20 protein-coding genes are annotated in these 24,055 nt (G+C 72.2%); 13 read left to right on the top strand and 7 right to left on the bottom strand.

Features of this window, described 5'->3' with window-relative positions:
* Positions 1 to 29: 29 nt before the first annotated feature.
* The gene (locus ACZ53K_RS07245) at positions 30 to 995 is read left to right on the top strand and encodes an ABC transporter ATP-binding protein (RefSeq protein ID WP_468832682.1); all 966 of its coding nucleotides are present in this window, start codon (positions 30 to 32) and stop codon (positions 993 to 995) included.
* On the top strand, positions 982 to 1,929 hold the full coding sequence (locus ACZ53K_RS07240) for an ABC transporter permease (protein ID WP_468832681.1): 948 nt from the start codon (positions 982 to 984) through the stop codon (positions 1,927 to 1,929). Before ACZ53K_RS07245 ends, ACZ53K_RS07240 begins: the two co-directional genes overlap by 14 nt.
* Positions 1,930 to 2,013: 84 nt before the next feature.
* Here ACZ53K_RS07240 and ACZ53K_RS07235 read toward each other — a convergent pair whose 3' ends face one another.
* The 7 genes from ACZ53K_RS07235 to ACZ53K_RS07205 all read right to left on the bottom strand — a co-directional run bounded on the left by ACZ53K_RS07235 (position 2,014) and on the right by ACZ53K_RS07205 (position 12,727).
* The gene (locus ACZ53K_RS07235; RefSeq protein ID WP_468832680.1) at positions 2,014 to 3,417 is read right to left on the bottom strand and encodes a M28 family metallopeptidase; all 1,404 of its coding nucleotides are present in this window, start codon (positions 3,415 to 3,417) and stop codon (positions 2,014 to 2,016) included.
* Positions 3,418 to 3,546: 129 nt separating this feature from the next.
* The gene (gene rarD, locus ACZ53K_RS07230) at positions 3,547 to 4,686 is read right to left on the bottom strand and encodes an EamA family transporter RarD (RefSeq protein ID WP_468832678.1); all 1,140 of its coding nucleotides are present in this window, start codon (positions 4,684 to 4,686) and stop codon (positions 3,547 to 3,549) included.
* 334 nt (positions 4,687 to 5,020) lie between these two features.
* Positions 5,021 to 6,115 carry a 2-oxoacid:ferredoxin oxidoreductase subunit beta gene (locus tag ACZ53K_RS07225; protein WP_468832677.1) on the bottom strand — a complete coding sequence of 365 codons (1,095 nt, stop codon included), beginning with the start codon at positions 6,113 to 6,115 and terminating at the stop codon, positions 5,021 to 5,023.
* A complete protein-coding gene (locus ACZ53K_RS07220) occupies positions 6,108 to 8,105 on the bottom strand; it encodes a 2-oxoacid:acceptor oxidoreductase subunit alpha (protein WP_468832676.1) in 1,998 nt (665 codons plus the stop codon). Before ACZ53K_RS07220 ends, ACZ53K_RS07225 begins: the two co-directional genes overlap by 8 nt.
* 275 nt (positions 8,106 to 8,380) lie before the next feature.
* Positions 8,381 to 9,040 (bottom strand): LuxR C-terminal-related transcriptional regulator, encoded by a 660-nt coding sequence (locus tag ACZ53K_RS07215; RefSeq protein ID WP_468832806.1) that lies wholly within the window; start codon positions 9,038 to 9,040, stop codon positions 8,381 to 8,383.
* 642 nt (positions 9,041 to 9,682) lie between these two features.
* Positions 9,683 to 11,002 carry a sensor histidine kinase gene (locus ACZ53K_RS07210; protein ID WP_468832674.1) on the bottom strand — a complete coding sequence of 440 codons (1,320 nt, stop codon included), beginning with the start codon at positions 11,000 to 11,002 and terminating at the stop codon, positions 9,683 to 9,685.
* A gap of 321 nt (positions 11,003 to 11,323) precedes the next feature.
* Positions 11,324 to 12,727 (bottom strand): sensor histidine kinase, encoded by a 1,404-nt coding sequence (locus ACZ53K_RS07205; protein ID WP_468832673.1) that lies wholly within the window; start codon positions 12,725 to 12,727, stop codon positions 11,324 to 11,326.
* A 172-nt stretch (positions 12,728 to 12,899) separates the two neighbouring features.
* Here ACZ53K_RS07205 and ACZ53K_RS07200 point away from each other — a divergent pair, with 172 nt between their 5' ends.
* From ACZ53K_RS07200 to ACZ53K_RS07150, 11 genes are all read left to right on the top strand, one after another.
* Positions 12,900 to 13,562 carry an RDD family protein gene (locus ACZ53K_RS07200; RefSeq protein WP_468832672.1) on the top strand — a complete coding sequence of 221 codons (663 nt, stop codon included), beginning with the start codon at positions 12,900 to 12,902 and terminating at the stop codon, positions 13,560 to 13,562.
* A gap of 136 nt (positions 13,563 to 13,698) precedes the next feature.
* Complete coding sequence (locus ACZ53K_RS07195) at positions 13,699 to 15,075, top strand: EsaB/YukD family protein (RefSeq protein ID WP_468832671.1); 1,377 nt, start codon at positions 13,699 to 13,701, stop codon at positions 15,073 to 15,075.
* Positions 15,076 to 15,557: 482 nt separating this feature from the next.
* Positions 15,558 to 16,541: a hypothetical protein gene (locus ACZ53K_RS07190; RefSeq protein WP_468832669.1), complete on the top strand. Its 984-nt coding sequence runs from the start codon at positions 15,558 to 15,560 to the stop codon at positions 16,539 to 16,541.
* A gap of 197 nt (positions 16,542 to 16,738) precedes the next feature.
* Positions 16,739 to 17,140 carry an NADH-quinone oxidoreductase subunit A gene (locus tag ACZ53K_RS07185; protein ID WP_031002969.1) on the top strand — a complete coding sequence of 134 codons (402 nt, stop codon included), beginning with the start codon at positions 16,739 to 16,741 and terminating at the stop codon, positions 17,138 to 17,140.
* A complete protein-coding gene (locus tag ACZ53K_RS07180; RefSeq protein ID WP_468832668.1) occupies positions 17,131 to 17,925 on the top strand; it encodes an NADH-quinone oxidoreductase subunit B in 795 nt (264 codons plus the stop codon). The genes ACZ53K_RS07185 and ACZ53K_RS07180 overlap by 10 nt, the downstream gene beginning before the upstream one ends.
* Positions 17,922 to 19,421, top strand: a complete 1,500-nt coding sequence (locus tag ACZ53K_RS07175; RefSeq protein WP_468832667.1) for an NADH-quinone oxidoreductase subunit C — start codon at positions 17,922 to 17,924, stop codon at positions 19,419 to 19,421. The genes ACZ53K_RS07180 and ACZ53K_RS07175 overlap by 4 nt, the downstream gene beginning before the upstream one ends.
* Positions 19,418 to 20,383, top strand: a complete 966-nt coding sequence (locus ACZ53K_RS07170) for a complex I subunit 1/NuoH family protein (protein ID WP_468832665.1) — start codon at positions 19,418 to 19,420, stop codon at positions 20,381 to 20,383. Before ACZ53K_RS07175 ends, ACZ53K_RS07170 begins: the two co-directional genes overlap by 4 nt.
* Positions 20,383 to 20,955, top strand: a complete 573-nt coding sequence (locus tag ACZ53K_RS07165) for a NuoI/complex I 23 kDa subunit family protein (RefSeq protein WP_468832664.1) — start codon at positions 20,383 to 20,385, stop codon at positions 20,953 to 20,955. Before ACZ53K_RS07170 ends, ACZ53K_RS07165 begins: the two co-directional genes overlap by 1 nt.
* Complete coding sequence (locus tag ACZ53K_RS07160) at positions 20,952 to 21,608, top strand: NADH-quinone oxidoreductase subunit J family protein (protein ID WP_468832663.1); 657 nt, start codon at positions 20,952 to 20,954, stop codon at positions 21,606 to 21,608. The genes ACZ53K_RS07165 and ACZ53K_RS07160 overlap by 4 nt, the downstream gene beginning before the upstream one ends.
* A complete protein-coding gene (gene nuoK / locus ACZ53K_RS07155) occupies positions 21,608 to 22,009 on the top strand; it encodes an NADH-quinone oxidoreductase subunit NuoK (protein ID WP_468832661.1) in 402 nt (133 codons plus the stop codon). Before ACZ53K_RS07160 ends, nuoK begins: the two co-directional genes overlap by 1 nt.
* Positions 22,006 to 24,039: an NADH-quinone oxidoreductase subunit 5 family protein gene (locus ACZ53K_RS07150; RefSeq protein WP_468832660.1), complete on the top strand. Its 2,034-nt coding sequence runs from the start codon at positions 22,006 to 22,008 to the stop codon at positions 24,037 to 24,039. The genes nuoK and ACZ53K_RS07150 overlap by 4 nt, the downstream gene beginning before the upstream one ends.
* Positions 24,040 to 24,055 lie beyond the last annotated feature (16 nt).

Genomic DNA, 24,055 nt, shown 5'->3' with positions numbered 1-24,055 from the left:
GTCACAGGCGCGACCACATGGGGGAGCCGATGACGCAGTCGCCCGCCGGGGACCGGGTGATCGAGACCCGGGGCCTGACGAAGACCTACCGCGGCGGGCAGCTCGCCGTCGACCGTCTCGACCTCGCCGTACCGCGCGGCAGCGTCTTCGGCTTCCTCGGCCCGAACGGCTCGGGCAAGACCACCACCATCCGGATGCTGCTCGGCCTGATCGAACCCTCCGCCGGCGGGGCCCGGCTGCTCGGCGAGCCGATGCCGCGGGCGGCCCGCCGGGTGCTCCCCAGGGTCGGTGCCCTCATCGAGGGACCGGCTCTGTACGGCTTTCTGAGCGGGCGCGACAACCTCGTCCGGTACGACGCGGCCGACCCGGCTGCCGACCCCCGCACCCGCGCCCACCGCGTGGACCACGCGCTGGAACGGGTCGGGCTGGCCGCCGCCGCCCGCAAGAAGGCACGCGCCTACTCGCTGGGCATGAAGCAGCGCCTGGGACTGGCCGCGGCGCTCCTGCAGCCCCGCGAACTGCTCGTACTGGACGAGCCGACCAACGGCCTGGACCCGCAGGGGATGCGCGAGATCCGCGCGCTCGTCAGAGAGCTGGCGGGCGACGGCACCACCGTCTTCCTCTCGTCCCACCTCCTCGACGAGATCGAGCAGGTCTGCACCCACGCCGCGGTGATGGCGCGCGGCCGGCTCGTCACCCAGGGCACGGTCGCCGCGCTGTCCGCCGGCACCCGCGGGCGGCTGGCGGTCGGCACACCCGACACCGCCGACGCGGTGCGGGTGCTCAAGGAGTACGGGGTGACCGACCTCGTGGTTGCGGAGGAGCGGGTGACCGGCGAGCTGCCGGCGCCGGCCGGCGGGCCGCCCGACCTGGCGGAGGTCAACGCCGCTCTCGTGGGGGCCGGGGTGCGGGTACGGGCCTTCGGCGTGGAACGGGCCTCTCTGGAGGACGTCTTCGTACAGCTGACCGGGGAGGGCTTCGATGTCGCGGGCTGAGACGGCCGGGGGCGCGGGGGCCTCCGGGGGCGCGGGTTCTTCCGAAGGCGCCGGGGGCGCGGGGGCGGGGAGCGAGGCCGTGCGCCGTGCGCCGCGGCCGCTGTGGTCGCTCGGCCTGCTGCGCAACGAGATCGGTACGACCTTCCGGCGCTGGCGCACCCTCGCGCTGTTCGCCGTCCTCGCCGCCGTGCCGGTCCTGATCGGTGTCGCCGTAAAGATCGAGACGGGGGGTGAAGGCGGCGGATCAGGCGGCTCCGGCGGCGGCGCCGCGTTCGTCTCGCAGATCACCAACAACGGTCTCTTCCTGGTCTTCACCGCGCTGGCCGTCACCCTGCCGGTCTTCCTGCCGCTGGCCGTCGGCGTGGTCGCGGGGGACGCCATCGCCGGTGAGGCGCACGCCGGGACGCTGCGCTATCTGCTCGTCGCGCCGGCCGGCCGGACCAGGCTGCTGCTGGTCAAGTACGCGACGACGCTGACGTTCTGCCTGGCGGCGACACTGGTCGTGGCCGTGTCGGCGCTGGTGACCGGCGCGCTGCTGTTCCCGGTCGGCGAGGTGACGCTGCTGTCCGGGACCACCGTGCCGTTCAGCGAAGGGCTGCTGCGGGCGCTGGCCATCGCGGTCGTCGTGGCGCTGTCCCTGGTGGGGGTCGCGGCGATCGGCCTGTTCATCTCGACGCTCACCAACAGCGGCATCGCGGCCATGGCCACCACCGTCGGGCTGCTGATCGTGGTCCAGATCCTGGACACCATCCCGCAGCTGCACGCGATCCAGCCGTACCTCTTCTCGCACCACTGGCTGTCCTTCGCCGACGTGCTGCGCGAGCCCGTCTACTGGGACCAGCTCCAGAAGAACTTCGTCCTCCAGGCGCTGTACGCGGCGATCTTCGGCTCCGCCGCCTGGGCCCGCTTCACGGCGCGGGACATCACGGTCTGATGCCGTGACGCCCGCGCCGTTACGGGGCATGAGCCGTACGCATCGTGAGCCGTACGTGTCATGGGCCGCCGGTGCGGCCGGCCGTCAGAAAGTGAGCTTCCAGCTGTCGATGTAGCCGGTGTCCTGCGGGCCGACGTCCTGCACCCGCAGCCGCCAGGTGCCGTTGGCGGTCTCGGCGGACGCGTCGACCGTGTACGTGGTGTTCACGTCCGGTGCCGAGTCCGAGCCGCTGGAGTTCTTCAGCCGGTACGCCTGCCCGCTCGGCCCCACGAGGTCGATGACCAGGTCACCGCGGTAACTGTGCTTGATGTCCACACCGGCCTTCAGCGTGGCCGGCGCGTTGCCGGTCCGCCCGGAGACCGTCACCGCCGAGGTCACCGCGGCGCCCGCGTCCGGGATCTGCACGTCATCGGTGTTCTCGAAGACGGCGCCGTCGGGCGGGGTTGTCGTGCCGACGCCCAGCTCCCACACCGCGTGCGCGATGGCGTCGCTGCTGCGGTCCAGGGCGGTGTCGTCGATGTTCGACGACGTGTCGCAGGAGCGGTGGTAGCACCGGTCGAAGGGCTGGCCGGCCGTACCGCCCCACTTCTGCGCCTGGGCGGCCGTCTTGGTGTAATCGGCGCCGGAGAACAGGCCGCCCACGGGAATGCCGACATTCTTGAACGGCGCGTGGTCACTGCGGCCGTCACCCTCGGTCTCGATCTCCGTGGGGACGTTCAGCGAGGCGTAATAGGCCTTGAACACGGCCTCGATGGCACGGTCGTCGTCGTAGACGAAATAGCCGGGGTTCGGCGAGCCCACCATGTCGAAGTTCAGATAGCCGCTGAACTTCGCACGGTCCGCCGCGGCCAGCCGGCTCACGTAGTACTGCGAGCCGCGCATCCCCAGCTCTTCGGCGCCCCACCAGCCGAACCGCAGGTGCTTGGCGGGCTTGGCGCCGGCGCGGGCGACGGCCAGCGCGGTTTCGAGGACCGCGGCCGAGCCGGAGCCGTTGTCGTTGATACCGGGGCCCGCGCTGACGGAGTCCAGGTGCGCGCCGGCCATCAGGACCTGGTTCGGGTCGCCGCCGGGCCAGTCGGCGATCAGGTTGTAGCCGGTGGCGCCGCTGGTGGTGAACTGCTGCACGCTGGTGGTGAAGCCCGCGGCGTCCAGCTTGCCCTTGATGTAGTCGAGCGAGGCCCGGTAGCCGGGCCGGCCGTGGGCCCGGTTGCCGCCGTTGGCGGTGGCTATCGACTGGAGCTGGCTCAGATGCGCTTTGACGTTGGCCACCGGTATGTCGGGGGCGGCGGCGGTGCTGACGGTGGGGGTGGTGGAGCGGGCGGCGGCGGGCGCGGCGGTGGCCGCACCGGCCGCCCCGGGTATCGCAACGATCAGGCCGAGTACGGCACCGGCGGCGGTCAGCCCGAGGCCGCCGGGACCACTGCCGCCGCTACTGCCGGATCTTCGAAAACGCCTGGTCGTACTGCGTCTTGCGGCGTTCCATGACATGAGGGGTCTCCGGATTCCGAACGTGGAGTGAACGGACCGTGCATGGCGCGAAGCTGATGCTGGGCGCGCCACGCTCCGGAGGCAAGGCGGAATCCGGACACCCCGGCCCGCATATCGTTCCGCGGCGGGTCAGGGCTTGGCGGTGCCTGATCCCGGGGTGGTTTCCGGGGTTGCCGGGGTTGCCGCGGTTGCGGGGACGGCTTCCGGGGCTGCGGGGGATGCCGAGGCGGCTTCCGGGGCGGACCGAGTGGCCGCCGGGGCGGGGCGGCGGCTCTGGGCGGTGGACTGCGCGGTGGGCTGGGCTGCGTTGTCCGGTGCCAGCGCCGCGGCCGTCTCCTCGACCACTCCCGCAGCCGCCTTCCGGGCCGCGGCCAGCGCCGTACGCCCGGAGCGGGCGGTACGGATCGCGTCGTACGTCAGCACCACCAGCGCCAGCCAGACGAGGCCGAAGCCCGCCCAGCGCTCCACCGGCATCTCCTCGTGGAAGACCAGCAGGCCGAGGACGAACTGGAAGGTCGGCGCCAGGTACTGGAGCATCCCGAGCACGCTCAGCGGCAGGCGCACCGCCGCCGCCCCGAAGGCGATCAGCGGCAGCGCGGTGGCCACGCCGCAGCCCATGAGGAGCAGCATCTGCCCCACCCCGCCGGTCAGGAACCCGGCCTCGCCGCGCGCGCCGAGAAAGACCAGAATGCCGAGCGCGGGCAGGAACTGCATCACCGTCTCGGCGCTGAAGCCCTCGATGCCGCCCAGCTTCACGCCCTTCTTGACCAGGCCGTACGTGGCGAACGTGAACGCCAGCGCGAGGGAGATCCAGGGCACCTTGCCGTACGCCACGGCCATCACGATCACCGCGGCGACGCCGACGCCCACGGCGGTCCACTGCAGCGGCCGCAGCCGTTCGCGCAGCACCAGGACACCGAAGGCGATGCTGACCAGCGGATTGATGAAGTAGCCCAGGGACGCTTCGAGTACGTGCCCGGCGTTGACGGCCCAGATGTACAGGAACCAGTTGACGGAGATGACCGCGGCGCAGATCAGGATCAGGCCGAGCCGCTTGGGCTGCCGCACCAGCTCCCGTACCCAGGACCAGCGGCGCAGCGCGGCCAGGATGAGGACGGCGACCGGCAGCGACCACACCATCCGGTGGGCCAGGATCTCGGCGGGTGCCAGGTCGCCCAGCAGGTGCCAGTAGAGAGGGAGCAGGCCCCACACCACGTATGCGGCCGTGCCGTAGACGAGTCCGGTGCGCTGGTCGGTCTGGGGTGGCAAGGGGCCCTCCGGTGGAATGGTGCTCCAACTGCGCCGGCGGTGGTGCGGGTCGCGTTCTGAAGGTAACGCCGGACAGCCCTACTGTCATGCCCGTTCCGAGATACGGTCATGACAGGGGGCCCGGCGGCGCTAGGAACCAGCCGAAATCGACGGCTGAAAACGCGGCCGGACGAGACGGCCGAACCCGGCAGTCGCACTCGACGGCCGAGAACGGCGGCTGGAAACGGGCGGCCGAGAACGGCGGTCGAAATCAACGGCCAAAAGCGACGGTGCCCGTACGGGACGTCCGAAGACGCTCCGTACGGGCACCGGAAGGCCCGTGACCGGCTGCTGCTCAGCCGACCACGGTCCAGGTGTCGTTGCCGGCGAGCAGGGAGGCGAGGTCGCCCTTGCCCTTCTGCTCGATGGCGGTGTCCAGCTGGTCGCCCATGAGCGTGTCGTAGACCGGGCGGTCCACGTTGCGCAGCACTCCGATGGGGGTGTGGTGCAGCGTGTCCGGGTCGGCGAGGCGGGACAGGGCGAAGGCGGTGGTCGGGGAGGGGTTGTGCGCGTCGTGGACGAGCACCGCGTCCGCGCCCTCCGCCGTCACGTCGATGACCCTGAGGTCGCCGGTGGCCGGATCCCGTACCACGCCCTTGGAGCCGAGGCCGTCCTCGGCGGGCGCGCCGAAGCGGATCGGCTGCCCGTGCTCCAGACGGATCACGGCTTCCTCGGCCTGCTGCTTGTCCTTGAGGACCTCGAAGGCGCCGTCGTTGAAGATGTTGCAGTTCTGGTAGATCTCCACCAGCGCCGTGCCCGGGTGGGCGGCGGCCGCGCGCAGCACGCTGGTCAGGTGCTTGCGGTCGGAGTCGACCGTACGGGCCACGAAGGACGCCTCGGCGCCGATGGCCAGCGACACCGGGTTGAAGGGCGCGTCCAGTGAGCCCATCGGCGTCGACTTGGTGATCTTGCCGACCTCGGAGGTGGGGCTGTACTGGCCCTTGGTCAGACCGTAGATCCGGTTGTTGAACAGCAGGATCTTGAGGTTGACGTTGCGGCGCAGCGCGTGGATCAGGTGGTTGCCGCCGATGGACAGCGCGTCGCCGTCGCCGGTGACCACCCACACCGACAGGTCACGGCGCGAGGAGGCCAGGCCGGAGGCGATGGCCGGGGCGCGGCCGTGGATGGAGTGCATCCCGTAGGTGTTCATGTAGTACGGGAACCGGGACGAGCAGCCGATGCCCGAGACGAAGACGATGTTCTCCTTCGCCAGACCGAGCTCGGGCATGAAGCCCTGCACGGCGGCGAGAACCGCGTAATCACCGCAGCCGGGGCACCAGCGCACTTCCTGATCGGACTTGAAGTCCTTCATGGACTGCTTGGCCTCGGCCTTGGGCACCAGGGAAAGCGCCTCGATCGTCGAGGTCCCCTCCGCGATCGTCTCAGTCATTGATGGCCTCCTTAAAGACCTCCGCAAGCTGCTCGGCCTTGAACGGCATCCCGCTGACCTGGGTGTAGGAGCGGGCGTCGACGAGGTACTTCGCCCGCAGCAGGGTCGCGAGCTGGCCGAGGTTCATCTCCGGTACGACCACCTTGTCGTAACGCGCCAGCACCGCGCCGAGATTCCGCGGGAAGGGGTTGAGGTGGCGCAGATGGGCCTGTGCGACGCGCCCCCCGTCGCGCCGTACGCGCCGCACCGCCGCGGTGATCGGCCCGTACGTCGAGCCCCAGCCCAGTACGAGGGTGTCGGCGCCCTGCGCGGCGGCCGCGCTCTGCCCGTCGCGGACGGCCGCGTCCGCCGTCGGGTCGTCGACCTCCAGGTCGGGGACCTCGATGCCGTCGATCTTCGCCTGGCGGGTGCGCACCATGAAGTCGTGGTTGGCCGGGTCGTAGGAGATGTTGCCCGTGCCGTCCTGCTTCTCGATGCCGCCGATCCGGTGCTCCAGGCCGGGCGTGCCGGGCACCGCCCACGGGCGGGCCAGGGTCTGCTCGTCGCGCTTGTACGGCCAGAACACCTCGGTGCCGTCCGCCAGCGTGTGGTTCGGGCCGGAGGCGAACTGAGTGCGCAGATCGGGCAGTTGGTCGACCTCCGGGATACGCCACGGCTCGGAGCCATTGGCCAGGTAACCGTCGGAGAGCAGGAAGACCGGCGTACGGTACGTCAGCGCGATACGCGCCGCGTCCAGCGCCGCGTCGAAACAGTCCGCGGGCGTCTTCGGCGCCACGATCGGTACCGGCGCCTCGCCGTTGCGCCCGTACATCGCCTGCAGCAGGTCGGCCTGCTCGGTCTTGGTGGGCAGGCCGGTGGACGGGCCGCCGCGCTGGATGTCCACGATCAGCAGCGGCAGTTCCAGGGAGACCGCGAGCCCGATGGTCTCCGACTTCAGCGCCACACCGGGGCCCGAGGTGGTGGTCACCGCCAGCGCGCCGCCGAACGCCGCGCCCAGCGCCGCGCCGATGCCCGCGATCTCGTCCTCGGCCTGGAAGGTGCGCACGCCGAAGTTCTTGTGCTTGCTCAGCTCGTGCAGGATGTCCGAGGCCGGCGTGATCGGGTACGAGCCCAGGTACAGCGGCAGATCGGCCTGCTGCCCGGCGGCGATCAGCCCGTAGGACAGGGCCAGGTTGCCGGAGATGTTGCGGTACGTGCCCGTCGGGAACGCCTGGGTGGCCGGCGCCACCTCGTAGGAGACCGCGAAGTCCTCGGTGGTCTCACCGAAGTTCCAGCCCGCCCGGAACGCCGCCACGTTCGCCTCGGCGATGTCCGGCTTCTTGGCGAACTTCTGCCGCAGAAACGCTTCGGTGCCCTCGGTCGGCCGGTGGTACATCCACGACAGCAGACCCAGCGCGAACATGTTCTTCGAACGCTCGGCCTCCTTGCGGGAGAGCCCGTACTCCTTGAGCGCCTCGATCGTCAGCGTCGTCAGCGGCACCGGATGCACGCTGTACGCCTCCAGCGTCCCGTCCTCCAGCGGGCTGACCTCGTAGCCCACCTTCGCCATCGGCCGCTTGGTGAACTCGTCCGTGTTGACGATGATCTCCGCGCCCCGCGGCACATCCGCCAGGTTTGCCTTCAGCGCGGCCGGATTCATCGCCACCAGCACGTTGGGCGCGTCACCCGGGGTGAGGATGTCGTGGTCCGCGAAGTGCAGCTGGAAGCTGGAGACACCCGGCAGGGTGCCGGCGGGGGCCCGGATCTCGGCGGGGAAGTTCGGCAGCGTCGAGAGGTCGTTGCCGAAGGTCGCCGTCTCGGAGGTGAACCGGTCACCCGTGAGCTGCATACCGTCACCGGAGTCGCCCGCGAACCGGATGATCACCCGGTCCAGGCGACGTACCTCTTTACCGCCGTCATTCCCGCCGTCGGCGCCGGTCCCGGGAGCCTGCGGCTCCCCGGTGAGCGCTCCGTCGGCCTGCTCGGCTTGGCTGCTGACCTGGCTGGTCACTGCTTCGGACCTCCCTCGGGGCGGTGGCTCGGGACTCGTCGTGCCGACCGGTCGTCCCACGAACATCGTACGTGGGTAAGGGTCGCCTTCCCTGGGCCGATCACATGATGGACGTGGACATGAGACAGCGTTCTGTCAGAATTTGTCATGGAACAACCGCCCCCCGGCCCCCTTCTCCAAGACGCTCGCGCCTCGGCCATTGGTTCTACTCCTCAGGTCCCGGTCGGCCCCGCGGGCCGCCCCCAACCTGCACGACTGACGGCGTGTCGGTTTTTTCAGGAGTTGAGATACGTGAGTACGGCCAGCACCCGGCGGTGATCCCCGTCACTCGGCGACAGGCCCAGCTTGAGGAAGATGTTGCTGACGTGCTTCTCCACCGCACCGTCGCTCACCACCAGCTGCCGTGCGATCGCGGAGTTCGTCCGCCCCTCGGCCATCAGCCCCAGGACCTCCCGCTCCCGTGGCGTGAGGTTCGCCAGCACGTCCTGCTTACGGCTGCGGCCCAGGAGCTGCGCGACCACTTCGGGGTCCAGCGCGGTGCCCCCCTCGGCGACCCGGACCACCGCGTCGACGAACTCCCGCACTTCGGCTACCCGGTCCTTGAGGAGATAGCCGACGCCATGACTGGATCCCGCCAGCAATTCCGTCGCGTACTGCTCCTCCACGTACTGCGACAGCACCAGCACCCCCAGCCCCGGGTGATCACGTCGCAGCCGCACCGCGGCCCGCACCCCTTCGTCCGTGTGCGTCGGCGGCATCCGTACGTCCGCCACCACCACGTCCGGCAGCTCCCCCTCGGCGGCCAGCTCCCCGATGACCTTGAGCAACGCCTCGGCGTCACCCACCCCAGCCACGACGTCGTGCCCACGGTCGGTCAGCAACCGGGTCAGGCCCTCCCGAAGCAGCACCGAGTCCTCGGCGATGACCACCCGCACCCTGTCCTCCACGACTCTTCCAGCCCCCACGTTCCGTTTCTTCCCCACCCCTGCGCCCCCAGCATCCCAGCATCCGAACCCGACCGCTCCCACCTGCCAAGAATCGACGAACACCACTCCGGACAGGGACGGGGGAGGGGAGAGGGCGGGGCGGGCCGGGACGGGCCGGAGAGGGGTGAGAAGGGGTGGGAAGGAGGCGGCTGTGGGTGGGGGTGGGGTGAGGGAGGCGGACGGGAGGTGAGAGGGGGGGAGTGGTTGTGGGGTGGAGGGGTGGTTGTGGGGTGGAGGCATGGTCGTGCGGTGGAGGCAGGGTCGTGGGTGGGGAGGCGAGTGCGGGGTGGAGGGAGGTGTGGGACGGGGGCGGATGCTCCTGGGGCTGGGCTGGGCTGGGCTGGGCTGGGCCGGACGGGGCCGGACGGGGCTGGGCCCCTGGAGCGCGACTGTCCCTCCCCCCTTCCCCTCCCTGCCCTGTCCTGGGCCAACCAGCCGGGGCAGATCGCCGCGAGCCGGATACGCCTTTCCGGGCCGGGCGCGTCAGCCCTGCCCGGCCGGCTCGGGCGCCACAGCTCCGCCCGGCCCGGGCGCCACAGCTCCGCCCGGCTGGTCCCGACGCTTCCACCCTCCCCGGTCGGCCCCGCCGTCTCAGCCCCGCCAAGGCAGGTCTGCCGTGATGGTGGTCGGGCCGCCCACCGGGGAGTCGACGACGAGGAGGCCGTCCACCGCGCTGAGCCGTTCCGCCAGGCCCGCCAGGCCGCTGCCCGTTTCCGTGTTCGCGCCTCCCTGTCCGTTGTCCGTGACGAGCACCATGAGCCGGTCCGTCACCCGCCACACGTCGACGGTGGCGTTGGTCGCCCGGGCGTGCTTGGAGACGTTCTGGAGGAGTTCGGAGACGGTGAAGTAGGCGATGCCTTCGATGGCCGCGGCCGGGCGGTGGTCCAGGTCCACGGATATCTTCACCGGGACCGTGCAGCGCCCCGCAAGTGAGGTGAGCGCCGGGCCCAGTCCGCGGTCCGTGAGGATCGCCGGGTGGATGCCCCGCGCGAGGTCCCGCAGCTCCCGCAGGGCCGTCTTCACCTCGCCGTGCGCCTCGTCCACCATCTTCGCCGCGGCTTCCGGGTCCTCCGCCAGCTTCTCCTTCGCCAGGCCCAGGTCCATCGCGAGCGATACGAGCCGGGCCTGCGCGCCGTCGTGCAGATCGCGCTCGATGCGCCGCAGGTCGGCGGCGGCGGTGTCCACGACCACCCCGCGGTCCGACTCCAGCTCCGAGACGCGGGTGGCGAGCGTGGAGGGGCCCAGCAGCCCGTACACCAGGACGCGGTCCACGTGCGTCAGCCCGCGTATCACCCACGGTCCGGCCAGCACCGTCAGCAGGCCGGCCGCGCTGGCTATCGCCATGCCGGGAGGGGAGTCCAGGTAGAGGCCGTCACCCCGGCCGTCGCCCCACAGCTGGATACCCGGCTGGTCAAGGTAGGCGGGGAACACCCATTGCCACAGCGGGTAGAGGAGCAGGGACCAGCCCACGGTCCAGAACGTCACCGAGAAGCAGAAGGCGAAGACCGCCCAGGGGAAGTGCAGTATCGAGTACAGGAGGTGGCGCCAGGAGACGCCGCTCTTGAAGACGGCGCCGATCCAGCTCATCAGCCCCGGCTTGGCGGCGCGCACCGGCTCCGGGTGGTCCACGTCCAGGTCCAGCAGGGCGCGCGCTCGGAGACGCTCCAGGGCACCTAGCCCCCGGCAGCCGATCAGGCCGACCGCGAGCACCGGTATGCCCAGGAACGTGATCAGCAGGCCCGCGCCCACCGAGACCATGGTGACGGCGTAGCTGAACATCACGCAGGCCACCGGCAGGCTCAGGAGGAGGTAGAGGAACTCCCGCCAGGTGCGGCCCGAGAACGGGGCGCGCAGGGCGACGGGCACGCGCGGGGCTGGTGGGTGGGGTTCGTAGGCGGTGGCGGTGTCCATGGTCTCGTCGTCCGTTCTGCCAGGTCCGGGTCGGCATGCCGCCGGCGCGTTCGCACACCTGCGGCAAGGTCCGGCTGCTGCCGTCGTCGTCAGACCCGCTGTCTCCGGCTCTGCCGACTACCTCCAGACTCCGCGCTCGGCGCCGTCCGCACCATGAGGGAAAGCGCAGTCTTCATGCTGGGGTTTTCCCCACCCCCGTGCCCCGTGCTTCCGGTCTGTGGGTTCCCCCAGTTCCCCCAGTTCCCGTAGATCGGGGTGTCTGCTGCCGCGCGGGGCCCCCGCTCCCACCCCACGGCCCCCGCTCCGCAGGCGCCCCGGCGTTCACCCGCTCGCGTCCGCGCCCTTCCGCCGAGACGCGCGCTCCTCCCGGCCCCGTCTCCGCGCCTTCCCGCCACCGCGCGCCGCTGCCGCCACCCCCGGCCTCGCCCCGGGACCCGCCCCCGATCCCGAGCCCTTCCCGGCGGCCGTCCGTCCGCCCTCTTCGCAGGCCCGGTCCCGCCACGGCAGTTCGGCCGTCACCCGTGTCGGTCCGCCGGCCGGTGAGTCGAGGACGAATACCCCGTCCACCGACCCCAACCGCTCCGCGAGCCCGGCCATCCCGCTGCCGCCGTCCAGCCGCGCTCCGCCCCGCCCGTCGTCGTGGACCTGGATCAGCAGCCGGTCCTCGGCGCGCCAGATCTCCACCCGGGCCGAGCGCGCGCCACTGTGCTTGGAGACGTTCTGCAGCAGTTCCGAGACGGTGAAGTACGCAATGCCCTCGATCGCGGGCGCGGGTCGCTGCGCCACGTCCACCGTCACCGTCACCGGAACCGTGCAGCGCCCCGCGAGTGAGGTGAGGGCCGGGCCCAGCCCGCGGTCGGTGAGGATCGCCGGGTGGATGCCGCGTGCGAGGTCGCGCAGTTCCTGGAGGGCGAGTTTCACCTCGCCGTGCGCCTCGTCGACCATCTGCGCCGCCGCGTCCGGGTCCTCCAGCAGCTTCTCCTTCGCCAGGCCCAGCCCCATCGCCAGGGCGACGAGCCGGGCCTGCGCGCCGTCGTGCAGGTCACGTTCGATGCGGCGCAGGTCGGCGGCGGCGGTGTCGGAGACCGTCGCGCGGTCCGTCTTCAGCTCGGCGATCCGCCGTTCCAGCTCGTCGGAGGGTGACAGCAGGCCGCGCACCATCATCCGGTCGACGTTGGCCAGCCCGCGTGCGATCCAGGGCAGGGCCGGCCAGATCAGGAAGAACGAGACGAGCGTCAGCGGGAGGGTCAGGATCGACCACGGCAGCCGGATGAACACGTACAGCGCGTGCCGCCACCCGACCGGGTCCTTCAGCCGCAGCCACAGCCAGGCGAAGAAACCGTTCCCCGCGGTGTGCAGCGGAGTGGGCTCGTCCACCCGTACGCCCAGCAGGCGCCGCGCGCGGGCGCGCTCCAGCTTTCCGTACTGACGGCACACCAGGAGCCCCACCGCGAGCAGCGGCAGCCCGACGACGGTGACGGACAGCCCGATGCCCGCCACCAGCCACACCATCAGCACGGCGAAGGCCAGGACGCCCAGCGGCAGGTTGGTCAGCAGGTGGACGACCTCCCGCCAGGTCGCGCCGGCGAGCGCGGCCCGCGGGGGCGGCAGGGGCCCGGCGGCGCCGGAACCGTGGCCGTCCCCGCGGCCGGCGGCGGCCGGCGCCGGCGAGGCCCGTCCGGAGAGGTGATCGCGGCGTCGATCATGAGCGGAACGTACGGTCATACGCCCTAGCTTGCCGGTCACCGCCCGTAGTGACCATGGGGAACGTCGGTGACCGGGGGTGGGGTTTTCCTCACCTCCGCCGCCTTGCCCGGCCCCGTCGCGGGCCGGACGGAAGCGGCCCGCGACGGTCGCGGCTTGTGCGGAGGCGGACCGGCCAGCTTGGATCTCGGGCATGAGTGAGTACCAGCAGGGGCCGCACGGACAGCAGGGCCCGTACGGTCAGCAGCCGCCTTACGGGCAGCAGGCACCGTACGGTCAGCAGCCGTCCTACGGACAGCAGCCGCCTTACGAGGCGTACGGAAACGGACAGGCACCGGGATACGGGGCGCCAGGGTACGGGGCGCCGGGACAGCAGGGATACCACCCGTACGCAACACCGCAGATGGGCGGCCCGCCCATAGGCATGCTGGCAGGTCAGGGTGCGCGGCTCGGGGCGCGTCTGCTCGACGGGCTCTTCCAGGCCGGCGCGGTCTTCATCGTGATCGCGGTGGTCGGCCTGGTCCAGGCCGTGCTGCCGCGCGGCGCCGGGGTGGGCATTCCGAGCGCCCTGACCGGGATCGTGCTGGTCGTCGCGGTGCTGTTCTACGAGCCGTTCATGAACTGGAAGTACGGCGCCACGTTCGGCAAGCGGATCTGCGGGCTGCGGATCGCCCGGCTGAAGGACGGGGCGAACCTGTCCTTCGGGCAGGCGCTGGGGCGTTGGGCCGTGGTGTTCCCCATGGGCTTCGTCCCGTTCCTGGGGCTGCTCAACGTGCTGTGGTGCTGCTGGGACGAACCGTTCCGACAGTGCCTGCACGACAAGGTGGCCGGCACGGTGGTGGTCAAGCGCGTGTAGGCGCCCGGCAGGACGTCGGCGAAGCCGGGGAGCGCCCGGGGGCGGGTGGTGCAGGGGTGGGAGAAGGCGAGCCGTATCGTGTCGCGGTGCGGTGGGGTGGGGTGGGTTCCGGTTCCAGTACGGGGGCAGAGTCGGCATGGTGAACGCAGAGACCGGGCAGCGGATGGCGTTGCGACGCGTGGTGCTTGCGGGCGAACGGCGGCGGGTCGACCTGGTGTTGCCCGCGCACGAACCGGTCGGCGCACTGCTGCCCGAGATGCTGCGGACGATCGGCGACCGGTCGGCGGACGAACCCCTGACATGCCGTCTGGTCACGGCGGGCGGAGCCGTACTCGCACAGAGCGAGACGCTTGCTTCCGCAAAGGTGGCCGATGGGGCTGTGCTGCGGCTGGTCCGGGAGCACGGCAGGCCGGAGACTCCGGCCGCGCCCGGCGTGCACGGCGCGCCCGGCACGGCGGCAGGTGACGCGGTAGGCGCCCTGGGCGGCTACGCGTGGCGGTGGGACGAGCGGAGCCGCATGTGGGCGGCCGTCGTGGCCGTCGTGCTGCTCGCGGTCGTCATCGGCGTGTTCGCCGGCAGCCGGTACGGACTCGACCGGGCCGGACCATGGCTCGGCCTGGCCGCGCTGGTCACGGCCGGAGCCGGGACCGCGGCCGGCCCGCTGCTCACCAAGAGGGCGTTGGGTACGGCGTTGCTCCTGATGGGCGGAGCCCTCGGCATACTCGCCTCCTGGGGCGTGACGTCGGGCGGCGCCCCGCGTCTGGCCGCGGCCGGGCTGACGGTGGCGGCCGTCCTCGCCCTGCTCGGGCTCTGTACGGGCCTGGGGCGCGGCGGACTCGTCGGCGCGGCGGCCGTCGTGGCCGCGGTCGGCGTGTGGGAAGCGGGGCTGGCGGTCGCCAACCCGGTCCGTACCGGCGTCGCGGTGGGCGTGCTCTCGGTGCTGGTACTGGGATATTTGCCGCGGCTCGCCCTGGCGTCGGCCGGGCTGACACGACTGGACGACCGCCACTCCGGCGGCGTGCCGGTCAGCAAACACCGGGCCGCCGCGGCGCTGGGTGCCACGCACCGCGGGCTCACCCTGGCCGCCGTCACGACGGCCGTGTCGGCCGGGGCGGCCGGTCTGCTGGCCGTGGGCGGGGTCGCGGACGCGTCCGGCGGGGCGGACGGCTGGGCGGTGGCGGCCGCGGTGCTGCTGTGCATCGTGCTGTTCTCGCGGGCGCGGGCGTACCCGCTGGTCCTGGAAGTCGTGGCGCTGCTGGCGGCCGGCGCGGCGGTCTGCGTACGGCTCGTCCTGCGGTGGGCCTCCGACGGCGGCAGCCCGGCGGCCGCGCTGACCGTACTGTGCCTGCTGACGGCGGTGCCGCTCGCGGCTCTCGCGGTACGGCTGCCGGAGCACGCGCGGCTGCGGCTGCGGGGTCTGCTGAACCTGGTCGAGTCGGTGAGTGTGGTGGCGCTGGTTCCGGTCGCCTTCGGGGCGTTCGGGGTGTACGGCGGTCTGCTGGACATGTTCTGACCGGTCGGCCGACCGGAAGGGTCGGTCGAGTCGACGAAAATGATCGGCCGCGACGGTCGGCCACAGCGATCAGTCCGACCAGAAGGGGCGGCGGAGGGTTCATGTCGGGACAGGCGGGGCAAGCGGGCCGGGCGGGGCAGCAAGGGCGGTCGGGAGAGGCGGGCCAGTCGGGGCATACGGTGCCGCCGATGCCTGGATATGCGCCTGGATACGCGCCTGGGGCGACTGGAGGCGGGGCGGCGCCGAGGGCGTCCGGGATGGCACCTGCGGCGGGGGCCATGCCGCTGACCGGGGGCGCGCCCGTCCCCGGGGGTGCCCCCGGGCCCGTACCGAGGTCCGTCGAGCCCTCGGTAGATAATATGCAGAAGCAAACGCAGCAGGCATACCTCTCGCCCTCCGCTTCCGCTCAGGCACCCGCTCCGGCTCCCGCTGCGGCACCCGTCCCCACCCCCGCTCCGGCTCCCGCTCCGGTCCCCGCCCCCGTGGCCCCGCGAGCCCCCGGTACCGGCCTCGCCCTCACCCCCACCCCCGTCTCCGTCCCCGTTCTCCCACCCGAACTCGACGGTGTACAGGGCAAGCCCCGGCACGGCGAGTCCGCCGCCCGGCGGGCGGGCCGGGCGCTGCGGCGCGTGTTCGCCTCCTCGGCGGCGGCCGAGACCGAGGCCGTCACGCGCGCCGCGCACGCCATTCAGCAGCCGGTGACCACCGGCCGCCAGCTGGCCGTCTCCAGCATCCGCGGTGGCGCGGGCAAGTCCACCGTCGCCGCCCTGTTGGCCCTCACGTACGCGCACTACCGCTCGGATCCGGTGCTCGCCGTGGAGGCCGACCCGGCGCTGGGCACCCTGCCGCACCGGCTGGGCGTGCGGGAGGTGCGCTGGTCGAGCAGCGATCTGGCGCAGATCGTCGACCCGTCCATGCTGATCACTGATCTGACCGGCTACCTCCTGCCGTTCACGGGCGGCGGCTGGCTGCTGCCCGGCAGCCAGGGCTCGATCGGCACCCGGCTCGACCTCGACACGTACCGCATCGTCATGACCTCCCTGCGCCGCCACTTCGCGACCACGGTCGTGGACTGCGAGACGCTGCCGGCCGAGGTGGCGCGTACCGCGCTGGTCACCACGCAGGCGCGGGTCCTGGTGACGCCGGCGACGGTGGAGGGTGTGCTGGCGACCAAGTCCGTGCTGGAGTGGATGGGCGGGGTGCACCGCGGGCTGCTGCCGACCACCGTCGTCGTGCTCAACCACACGTCGCCCGACGGAGGCATCGACGTACGCAAGACCGTCGAGCACCTGGGAGCGGGCGGCGCCGCGGTGCTTCCGCTGCCGTACGACCGGCATCTGGCCGGCGGCGGGGCCGTCCGTACGGAGCTGCTGGGCGAACGGACCCGGGAGGCGGCGGCGCGGCTCGCCGCCGAGGTGATGGACCGCGCGGTGTCGCGCGGGCCGGGCAGGCCGCGCGGGGACTGACGCCGCCGCAGGCGATCCGCGAGGGCCGTGGGGGATGTGTGCGGGCCCGCGGCGAGGGGGCCAGGTGGGGCGAAGTCGGGCCATAGCTGCCCGCCATGTGACGCGACTGCTCACCTGGGGCGGGCCAGGGCCTAGACTCCCGTGCGTACAGATCGTCGAAGTCGTTGAACAAGAGCAGTCAGGGAGCGAGGGCGGACGTGCCGGACGCGACCGTACGCACCAGCCTTGCCGCGGACTATTTCCAGGGGTACTCGGTCGTCGGGCTCATCGCCGTGATCGGTGTGCTCTTCGTGGCCGTGGCCTTCGGTGCCGGGCGGCTGCTGCGGCCCGTGGTGCCCACCCCGGAGAAACTGCTCACCTACGAATGCGGCGTGGACCCGGTGGGCGAGGGGTGGGCGCACACCCAGGTCCGCTACTACGTCTATGCCTTCCTGTACGTGATCTTCGCCGTCGACTCGATCTTCCTGTTCCCCTGGGCGACGGTCTTCGCCGCCCCCGGTTTCGGCGGCGTCACGCTGGTGGAGATGTTCATCTTCCTCGGCTTCCTCGCCGTCGGCCTGCTCTACGCATGGAAGAAGGGCGTCCTGGAATGGACGTGACGAACCCGAAGCCGGCCACCGCGACGGGCACCGAACTGCCTGTCGTGTCCGCCGGCGGTGCCGTCGAACGACGCCGGCTGGGCCCGCTCGCCCGCCTGGCTCCCGAACCCATGAAGGTGGTCCTGAACTGGGGCCGCCGCTACAGCCTGTGGGTCTTCAACTTCGGGCTCGCCTGCTGCGCGATCGAGTTCATCGCCGCGTCGATGGCGCGGCACGACTTCATCCGGCTGGGCGTGATCCCGTTCGCGCCGGGCCCTCGGCAGGCGGACCTCATGATCGTCTCCGGCACGGTGACGGACAAGATGGCGCCCGCGGTCAAACGGCTCTACGAGCAGATGCCGGAACCGAAGTACGTCATCTCCTTTGGCGCCTGCTCGAACTGCGGAGGGCCCTACTGGGACTCGTACGCGGTCACGAAGGGCGTCGACCAGATCATTCCCGTCGATGTGTACGTACCGGGCTGCCCGCCGCGGCCCGAGGCGCTGCTGCAGGGCATTCTCAAGCTCCAGGAGAAGATCGCCCGCGAGTCGCTGGGGGAGCGGTACGGGGACGCGGGCAACGGCGCCGCGGGCACCGGCGCCGCGCCTGCGGGGCCGTCGGCTGCCGCGCTGCGCAGCGGGCTGGTGACGGCGCCTGTGCCGGGTGCGTCGGGTGAGGCTGATGCGGCCAGTGCGTCGGGCGGGTCCGGTAGGGCTAGTGGGCCCGGTGCGTCGGGTGAGGCTGAGGCGTCCGGGGCCGGAGCTGATACCGGTGACGGGAAGCCGAAGGGAGCGGGGGACCAGTGAGCGACGAACAGCCTCCGGTCCCGAAGGCCGAGGAGACGCCGGGCGGTACGACAGGAGCGGCCGGGGCTGCCGAGGCGGCTGAGCCCGCCGACGCTTCCGAAACGGCCGACGCTTCCACACCCGCCGACGCGACCGAGCCCGCCGAGGTGGCGCCCGCGCCGCCCGTCGGCTGGCTGCCCGGTCCCGCGACCGAACTCTTCGGCCCCGGCGCGACCGCCGAAGAGGCGTACGCGCTGCTGACCGTCGACGTGCCCGCCGACGCCTGGATCCCGGCGCTCACCGCCGCCCGCGACGACCTCGGGTGCAGCTACTTCGACTGGCTGAGCGCGGTCGACGAGCCCGGTACCGGCTTCCGCGTCTGCGCCCACCTCGCCGACATCTCCCGGCCCGGCCCCGTACGGCGCCTGGTGCTGCGCACCACCGTCCCGCACGCGGCGGCCGTACTGCCCACCGCCACGGATGTGTACGCGGGCGCGGGCTGGCACGAGCGCGAGACGCACGAGATGTTCGGCGTGGACTTCACCGGCCACCCGTACCTCGAACCGCTGCTGCTCCCCGAGAACTTCGAGGGCCACCCGCTGCGCAAGGACTTCGTCCTCGCCGCGCGGGTCGCCAAGGCGTGGCCGGGCGCGAAGGAGCCGGGCGAGTCCGAGCACGGCGGGCCCAAGCGCCGCCAGATGCTGCCGCCCGGTGTGCCCGACCCGAACGAGTGGGGTCCGCTGAAGGGCCAGCTGCCGCCCGCCCCGGCCCGGCCTGCGCGTGGTGCACGTGCGGCCGGTGGGGCCCGTGCGACCGGCGGGGCTGCGGGGGAGCGGCCTGCCCGCCGTACGCGTACGGCGGGTGCGGGATCGGCCAGCCAGCAGGGCGCGGCGGACAGCGCGCAGACACCGGCCACGGACGTGCCGGCCACGGACGCGTCGGCTTCGGCCGGGAACGCGGCGCCGGCCACCCGGCCGGAACGTCCCGCCCGCCGGACGCGCAGCGCGAGCCAGGGCTCCGCCAGCCAGCAGTCAGCCAGTCAGCAGCCGGCCGGCCAGCCGGCGGCCGATCAGCAAGCGACCGGCCAAGCAGCGACCGGCCAGGAAGCCACCGCGCAGGCGCCCGCCGCCGCTGCCTCCTCGGACGCCCCGTGGCACCACGCCCGTCCCGCGTTCGAGGACGAGCCGAAGCCCGGCGCCGAGCGCGAAGCCGCCCCCGACGCACGCGAAGTGCCCGCCGACCCGGCTCCCGCCACCGAACCCACCCGGGCCCCCACCCCGGCCGCGGCCGCCCGGGGCGCCGAAGAACCCCCGGTCACGGCCACCGAAGAGCCTCCGGCCACCGAAGAGCCCCCGGCCGCCGGAGCACAACCCGCTGCCGGCGAGCAACCCGCCGCCCAAGAGAAACCACCCGCAGCCGACCCCCAGGAAAAGGCTGCCGAGGGCGAAGCCGACCCCACTTCCACCTCCACCCCCGGCACCGACAACGCAGCGGAAGAAGGCGGGACCAGACCATGAGCGACGCCCTCGACATCGCCCTGCGCCTGATCGCCGTCTTCGTCGCCTTCCTGGTCTTCCCGCTGGTCATCGGCCAGACCGAGCACAAGGTCATGGCCCATATGCAGGGCCGTCTCGGCCCGATGTACGCGGGCGGGTTCCACGGCTGGGCGCAGCTCGTCGCCGACGGTGTGAAGTTCGCGCAGAAGGAGGACGTCGTCCCGGCCGGTGCCGACCGGCGGATCTTCCAGCTGGCGCCCGCCGTCGCGCTCCTGCCGTACCTGCTGGTGCTCGTCGCCATCCCGCTCGGACCGGGCAATGCGGTCGGACAGTCGCTGGACGCGGGCATCTTCTTCGTCCTCGCCGTGATGGGTGTCGGTGTCCTGGGCTCGCTGATGGCGGGCTGGGCGTCGGCCAACAAGTTCTCGCTGCTCGGCGGGTTGCGTACGGCCGCCCAGCTCCTCGCGTACGAGCTGCCGATGCTGCTCGCCGCCGCTTCCGTGGCGATGGCCGCCGGGACGCTCTCGCTGCCCGGCATCCTGGACGCCTTCCACTGGTGGTGGGTGCCGTGGCAGATCGTCGGCGGCCTGGTCTTCTTCACGGCGGGGCTGGCCGAACTGCAGCGTCCGCCGTTCGACATGCCGGTCGCCGACTCCGAGATCATCTTCGGCGCCTACACCGAGTACACCGGGCTGCGCTTCGCGCTGTTCCTGCTCGCCGAGTACGCGGGCATCCTCGTCCTGTGCGCCCTGACCTCCGTACTCTTCCTCGGCGGCTGGCACGGACCGTTCGGCGCCGACGGGCTCGGCTGGCTGTGGACGCTGTTGAAGACCGCGGTCCTCGCCTTCGGTGTGATCTGGCTGCGCGTCACTTACCCGCGGCTGCGTGAGGACCAGTTGCAGAAGCTGGCCTGGACGGTGCTGATCCCGCTGGCCCTCGCCCAGATCGCCCTCACCGGCGTCGTCAAGGTGGTGATCTCGTAATGGCCCCGGAGAAGAAGTCCGGCTGGCCCGGCAGCGGCCTCGCCAAGGGGCTGGCGGTGACCCTTCGTACGATGACGAAGCGTTCGGTCACCGAGCAGTACCCGGAGGTCCAGCCCGAACTGGCACCGCGCACCCGCGGCGTGATCGGGCTGTTCGAGGAGAACTGCACGGTCTGCATGCTGTGCGCGCGTGAGTGCCCGGACTGGTGCATCTACATCGACTCCCACAAGGAGACGGTGCCGCCCGCCGCCCCCGGCGGCCGCGAGCGCAGCCGTAACGTCCTGGACCGCTTCGCCATCGACTTCTCGCTCTGCATGTACTGCGGTATCTGCATCGAGGTCTGTCCTTTCGACGCGCTGTTCTGGTCGCCGGAGTTCGAGTACGCCGAGACCGACATCCACAATCTGACCCACGAGCGGGACAAACTCCGCGAATGGATGTGGACGGTGCCGGAGCCGCCCGCCCTCGACCCCGCGGCCGAGGAGCCCAAGGAGATCGTCGCCGCCCGCAAGGCCGCCGACAAGCTCGCCGCGCAGGAAGCAGCCGCCCAGGAACAGGAGGGGGAAGCGTGACGCTCGCCGCCGCAAGCCACGGTTTCCTCTCCCCGACCGGGGTCGAGATCGCCTTCCTCCTGGTCGGCCTCGTCACCCTCGGCGCGGCCCTGGTCACCGTCACCACCAAGCAGCTGGTGCACGCCGCCCTGTGGCTGGTGGTCACCCTCGGCGGCATCGCCGTCGAGTACCTGCTGCTGACCGCCGAGTTCATCGCCTGGGTCCAGGTGCTGATCTACGTCGGGTCGGTCGTCGTCCTCCTCCTCTTCGGACTGATGCTGACCAAGGCGCCCATCGGCCGTTCCCCGAACGCCGACTCGGGCAACCGCTGGGCCGCGCTGGGCGTGGCCGTCGCCTCCGCCGCCGCGCTTGTCTGGGTCGTCACGGACGCGTTCCGTACGACCTGGATCGACCTGGACGGCGCGGTCCAGGGCTCCACCGAAGCCTCCGGGCGCAGCCTGTTCCAGTACTGGGTGCTGCCGTTCGAAGCGCTCTCCGTCCTCCTCCTCGCCGCTCTCGTCGGCGCCATCGTGCTCTCCCGCAAGAACGGCGACAGCGAGCGGTCCGGCCGCGGCAAGGAGTCCGGCGACGGCAAACAGCCCGGCTTCCGCAAACGGCCCGACTCCCGCGAACAGCCCGGTGACCGCGCACGTCTCAGAGAGGGCCGAGGCTGATGCATCTCGCCTATCCCGCCGTCCTCGCCGTCCTCCTGTTCTGCGTCGGCCTGTACGGCGTGCTCGCCCGCCGCAACGCGATCCTCGTCCTGATGTCCGTCGAGCTGATGCTCAACGCCGTCAACCTCAACCTGGTGGCGTTCGACGTCTGGCTGCGCGACAAGCTGCACGCCGGCCAGGCGCTCACCCTCTTCACCATCGCCGTGGCCGCCGCCGAGATCGGCATCGGCCTGGCGATCGTCCTGCTCGTCTACCGCAACCGCGGCAGCTCCGACGTGGACCGGCTCCGCGACCTCGCCGAACGCCCGGACGGCAGCGACCCGAACGATGACCTCACCGGCGGCCCGGACGGCGCCGCCGGCCGGCCGCGGCCGGACCACCGGGCGGAGGCCGCCGCGTGACGACCACGACCACCGCCGTACTCGTACCCCTCCTCCCCTTCCTCGGCGCCCTCGCGGGCATCCTCCTCGGCCGCCGGGCGCCCGGGTTCGTGCGCCCGCTGGCCATCCTGCCGACCCTCGCCGCGGCCGCCCTGGCCGTCGTCGTGGCCGTCTCGCAGGGCGGCGGCGCCGGCGCGGGGAAGGCCCCGGTGGACGCCGCGACCCGGCTCACCCCCACCGGCTCGGTCCCCATCGACCTCGCCCTGCACATCGACGGCTTCGCCGCCCTCGTCGCCGTACTCGTGGCGGTCGTCGCCTGCTGCGTGCAGATCTACTCGACCGGCTATCTGCGCGACGACCCGCGCTACCCCTCCTACGCCGCCCTGGTCTCCCTGTTCACCGCCGCGATGCTGCTGGTCGTCTACTCCGGCGACCTGATGGTGCTGCTGGTGGGCTGGGAGATCATGGGCATCTGCTCGTACTTCCTGGTCGGCCACTACTGGGAGACCGAAGCCGCCCGCTCCGCCTCCCTCAAGGCGTTCCTCGTCACGAAGCTGGGCGACGTCCCCTTCCTCTTCGGCATCTTCGCGCTCGCCGCCGACGCCGGTACGTTCCGCATCACCGGCATCCTCAAGACCGTCGCCGTCGGCGGCCTGGACCACCCCACCCTCGTCGCGCTGCTGCTCCTGGCCGGTGTCGCGGGCAAGTCGGCACAGTTCCCGCTGCACACCTGGCTGCCCGACGCGATGGCCGGCCCGACCCCGGTCTCGGCCCTCATCCACGCGGCCACCATGGTCGCCGCCGGTGTCTACTTCGTCGCCCGTCTCCTCCCCGTCTTCGCGGCCTCCGCCACCGCGATGGTCGTCCTCGCCGTCATGGCCGCGGTCACCATGGTCGGCTCCGGCCTCGCCGCCCTGGCGCAGGACGACATCAAGCGCGTACTGGCCTATTCGACGGTCGGCCAGCTCGGCTACATGACCGGCGCGCTGGCCGTCGGCGACCGCGGCGCCGCCGTCTTCCACCTCCTGTCGCACGGTGCGTTCAAGGCCCTGCTCTTCCTCGCCGCCGGTGTGGTCATCCACGCCGCCGGCACCAACTCGCTGGCCGCCATGTCGCGGATGCGCGGCCTGGCCCGGCGCATCCCCGACGCGTACTGGACGATGACGGTCGCGCTGCTCGCCCTGGCCGCCATCCCCCCGTTCGCCGGCTTCTTCTCCAAGGAAGCCGTCCTGGGCGCCGCCGAACACGCCGCCACCAGCCACGCGACGGCCTCCGGCACCCTGGCCGCCGTCCCCGCCGCGGCAGGCTGGACCGTACTGATCGCCGGCCTGCTCGCCGCCCTCCTCACCGCCGGGTACGCGACCCGGCTGTGGCTGCTGGCCTTCCACGGCAAGGGCCCGGAACCCGCCCCCGACCACGGCAAGCAGCCACTCGTGATGAACACCGTGCTGTGGGTGCTGTTCGTCCCCACCCTCGCCCTCGGCCTGGCCACCCCCGTCCTTCCCGACTGGTTCGACGGCCGTTCGCTGACCCCGACCCTGACCACCTCCGTCCTGGGCACCGGCGTCGCCCTCGTCGGCGCGCTGGTCACCTACGGGGCCTGGCGGCACACCACCGCCCTCGCGGCCCGCGTCCCGCTCGGCGCGGTCGCCGTGGACCCGGACGCCGCCCCCGCGGACTCCGAGGAGAAGGCCATCGCCACCCACGCCGCCGCGTACGGCGACAACGCCGGCGCCCCGGACCCCGCCGACCCCGGCCGTCTCCTCCTGGGCCCGCTGCACCGTCCCGCGGCCGTCGGCTTCCACCTCGACGCCGTCTACACCGCCCTGTTCGTCCGGCCGGTACGGGCCGGCGCCCGGCTCGTACGCTTCCTCGACCGCGAGGTCGTCGACTCGTACGTGAACGGCGCGGGCACCGCCTCCCGCTGGCTGGGAGCCGCCGTCCGCCGCGCCCAGACCGGCAATGTGCAGACCTATCTGGGCGCGCTGCTCGCGGGCTCGTTCGTCCTGGCCGTCGCCGTCGTCCTCGTCGCTACGGGCACGGGAGCCTGACCGTGAATCACACCGC

Source organism: Streptomyces sp. NPDC033221, from assembly GCF_055577005.1.
The sequence above is the reverse complement of the archived record's forward strand: the minus strand, read 5'-3'. Positions and strand labels throughout refer to the sequence as shown.

What these genes read in the sequence shown, in the direction of transcription:
- ACZ53K_RS07245 (WP_468832682.1), top strand. Translation starts at nt 30, where the DNA reads ATGACGCAGTCGCCCGCCGGGGACCGGGTGATCGAGACCCGGGGCCTG.
- ACZ53K_RS07240 (WP_468832681.1), top strand. Translation starts at nt 982, where the DNA reads ATGTCGCGGGCTGAGACGGCCGGGGGCGCGGGGGCCTCCGGGGGCGCG.
- ACZ53K_RS07235 (WP_468832680.1), bottom strand. Translation starts at nt 3,417, where the DNA reads ATGTCATGGAACGCCGCAAGACGCAGTACGACCAGGCGTTTTCGAAGA.
- ACZ53K_RS07225 (WP_468832677.1), bottom strand. Translation starts at nt 6,115, where the DNA reads ATGACTGAGACGATCGCGGAGGGGACCTCGACGATCGAGGCGCTTTCC.
- ACZ53K_RS07210 (WP_468832674.1), bottom strand. Translation starts at nt 11,002, where the DNA reads ATGGACACCGCCACCGCCTACGAACCCCACCCACCAGCCCCGCGCGTG.
- ACZ53K_RS07205 (WP_468832673.1), bottom strand. Translation starts at nt 12,727, where the DNA reads ATGACCGTACGTTCCGCTCATGATCGACGCCGCGATCACCTCTCCGGA.
- ACZ53K_RS07200 (WP_468832672.1), top strand. Translation starts at nt 12,900, where the DNA reads ATGAGTGAGTACCAGCAGGGGCCGCACGGACAGCAGGGCCCGTACGGT.
- ACZ53K_RS07195 (WP_468832671.1), top strand. Translation starts at nt 13,699, where the DNA reads ATGGTGAACGCAGAGACCGGGCAGCGGATGGCGTTGCGACGCGTGGTG.
- ACZ53K_RS07180 (WP_468832668.1), top strand. Translation starts at nt 17,131, where the DNA reads ATGGACGTGACGAACCCGAAGCCGGCCACCGCGACGGGCACCGAACTG.
- ACZ53K_RS07170 (WP_468832665.1), top strand. Translation starts at nt 19,418, where the DNA reads ATGAGCGACGCCCTCGACATCGCCCTGCGCCTGATCGCCGTCTTCGTC.
- ACZ53K_RS07165 (WP_468832664.1), top strand. Translation starts at nt 20,383, where the DNA reads ATGGCCCCGGAGAAGAAGTCCGGCTGGCCCGGCAGCGGCCTCGCCAAG.
- nuoK (WP_468832661.1), top strand. Translation starts at nt 21,608, where the DNA reads ATGCATCTCGCCTATCCCGCCGTCCTCGCCGTCCTCCTGTTCTGCGTC.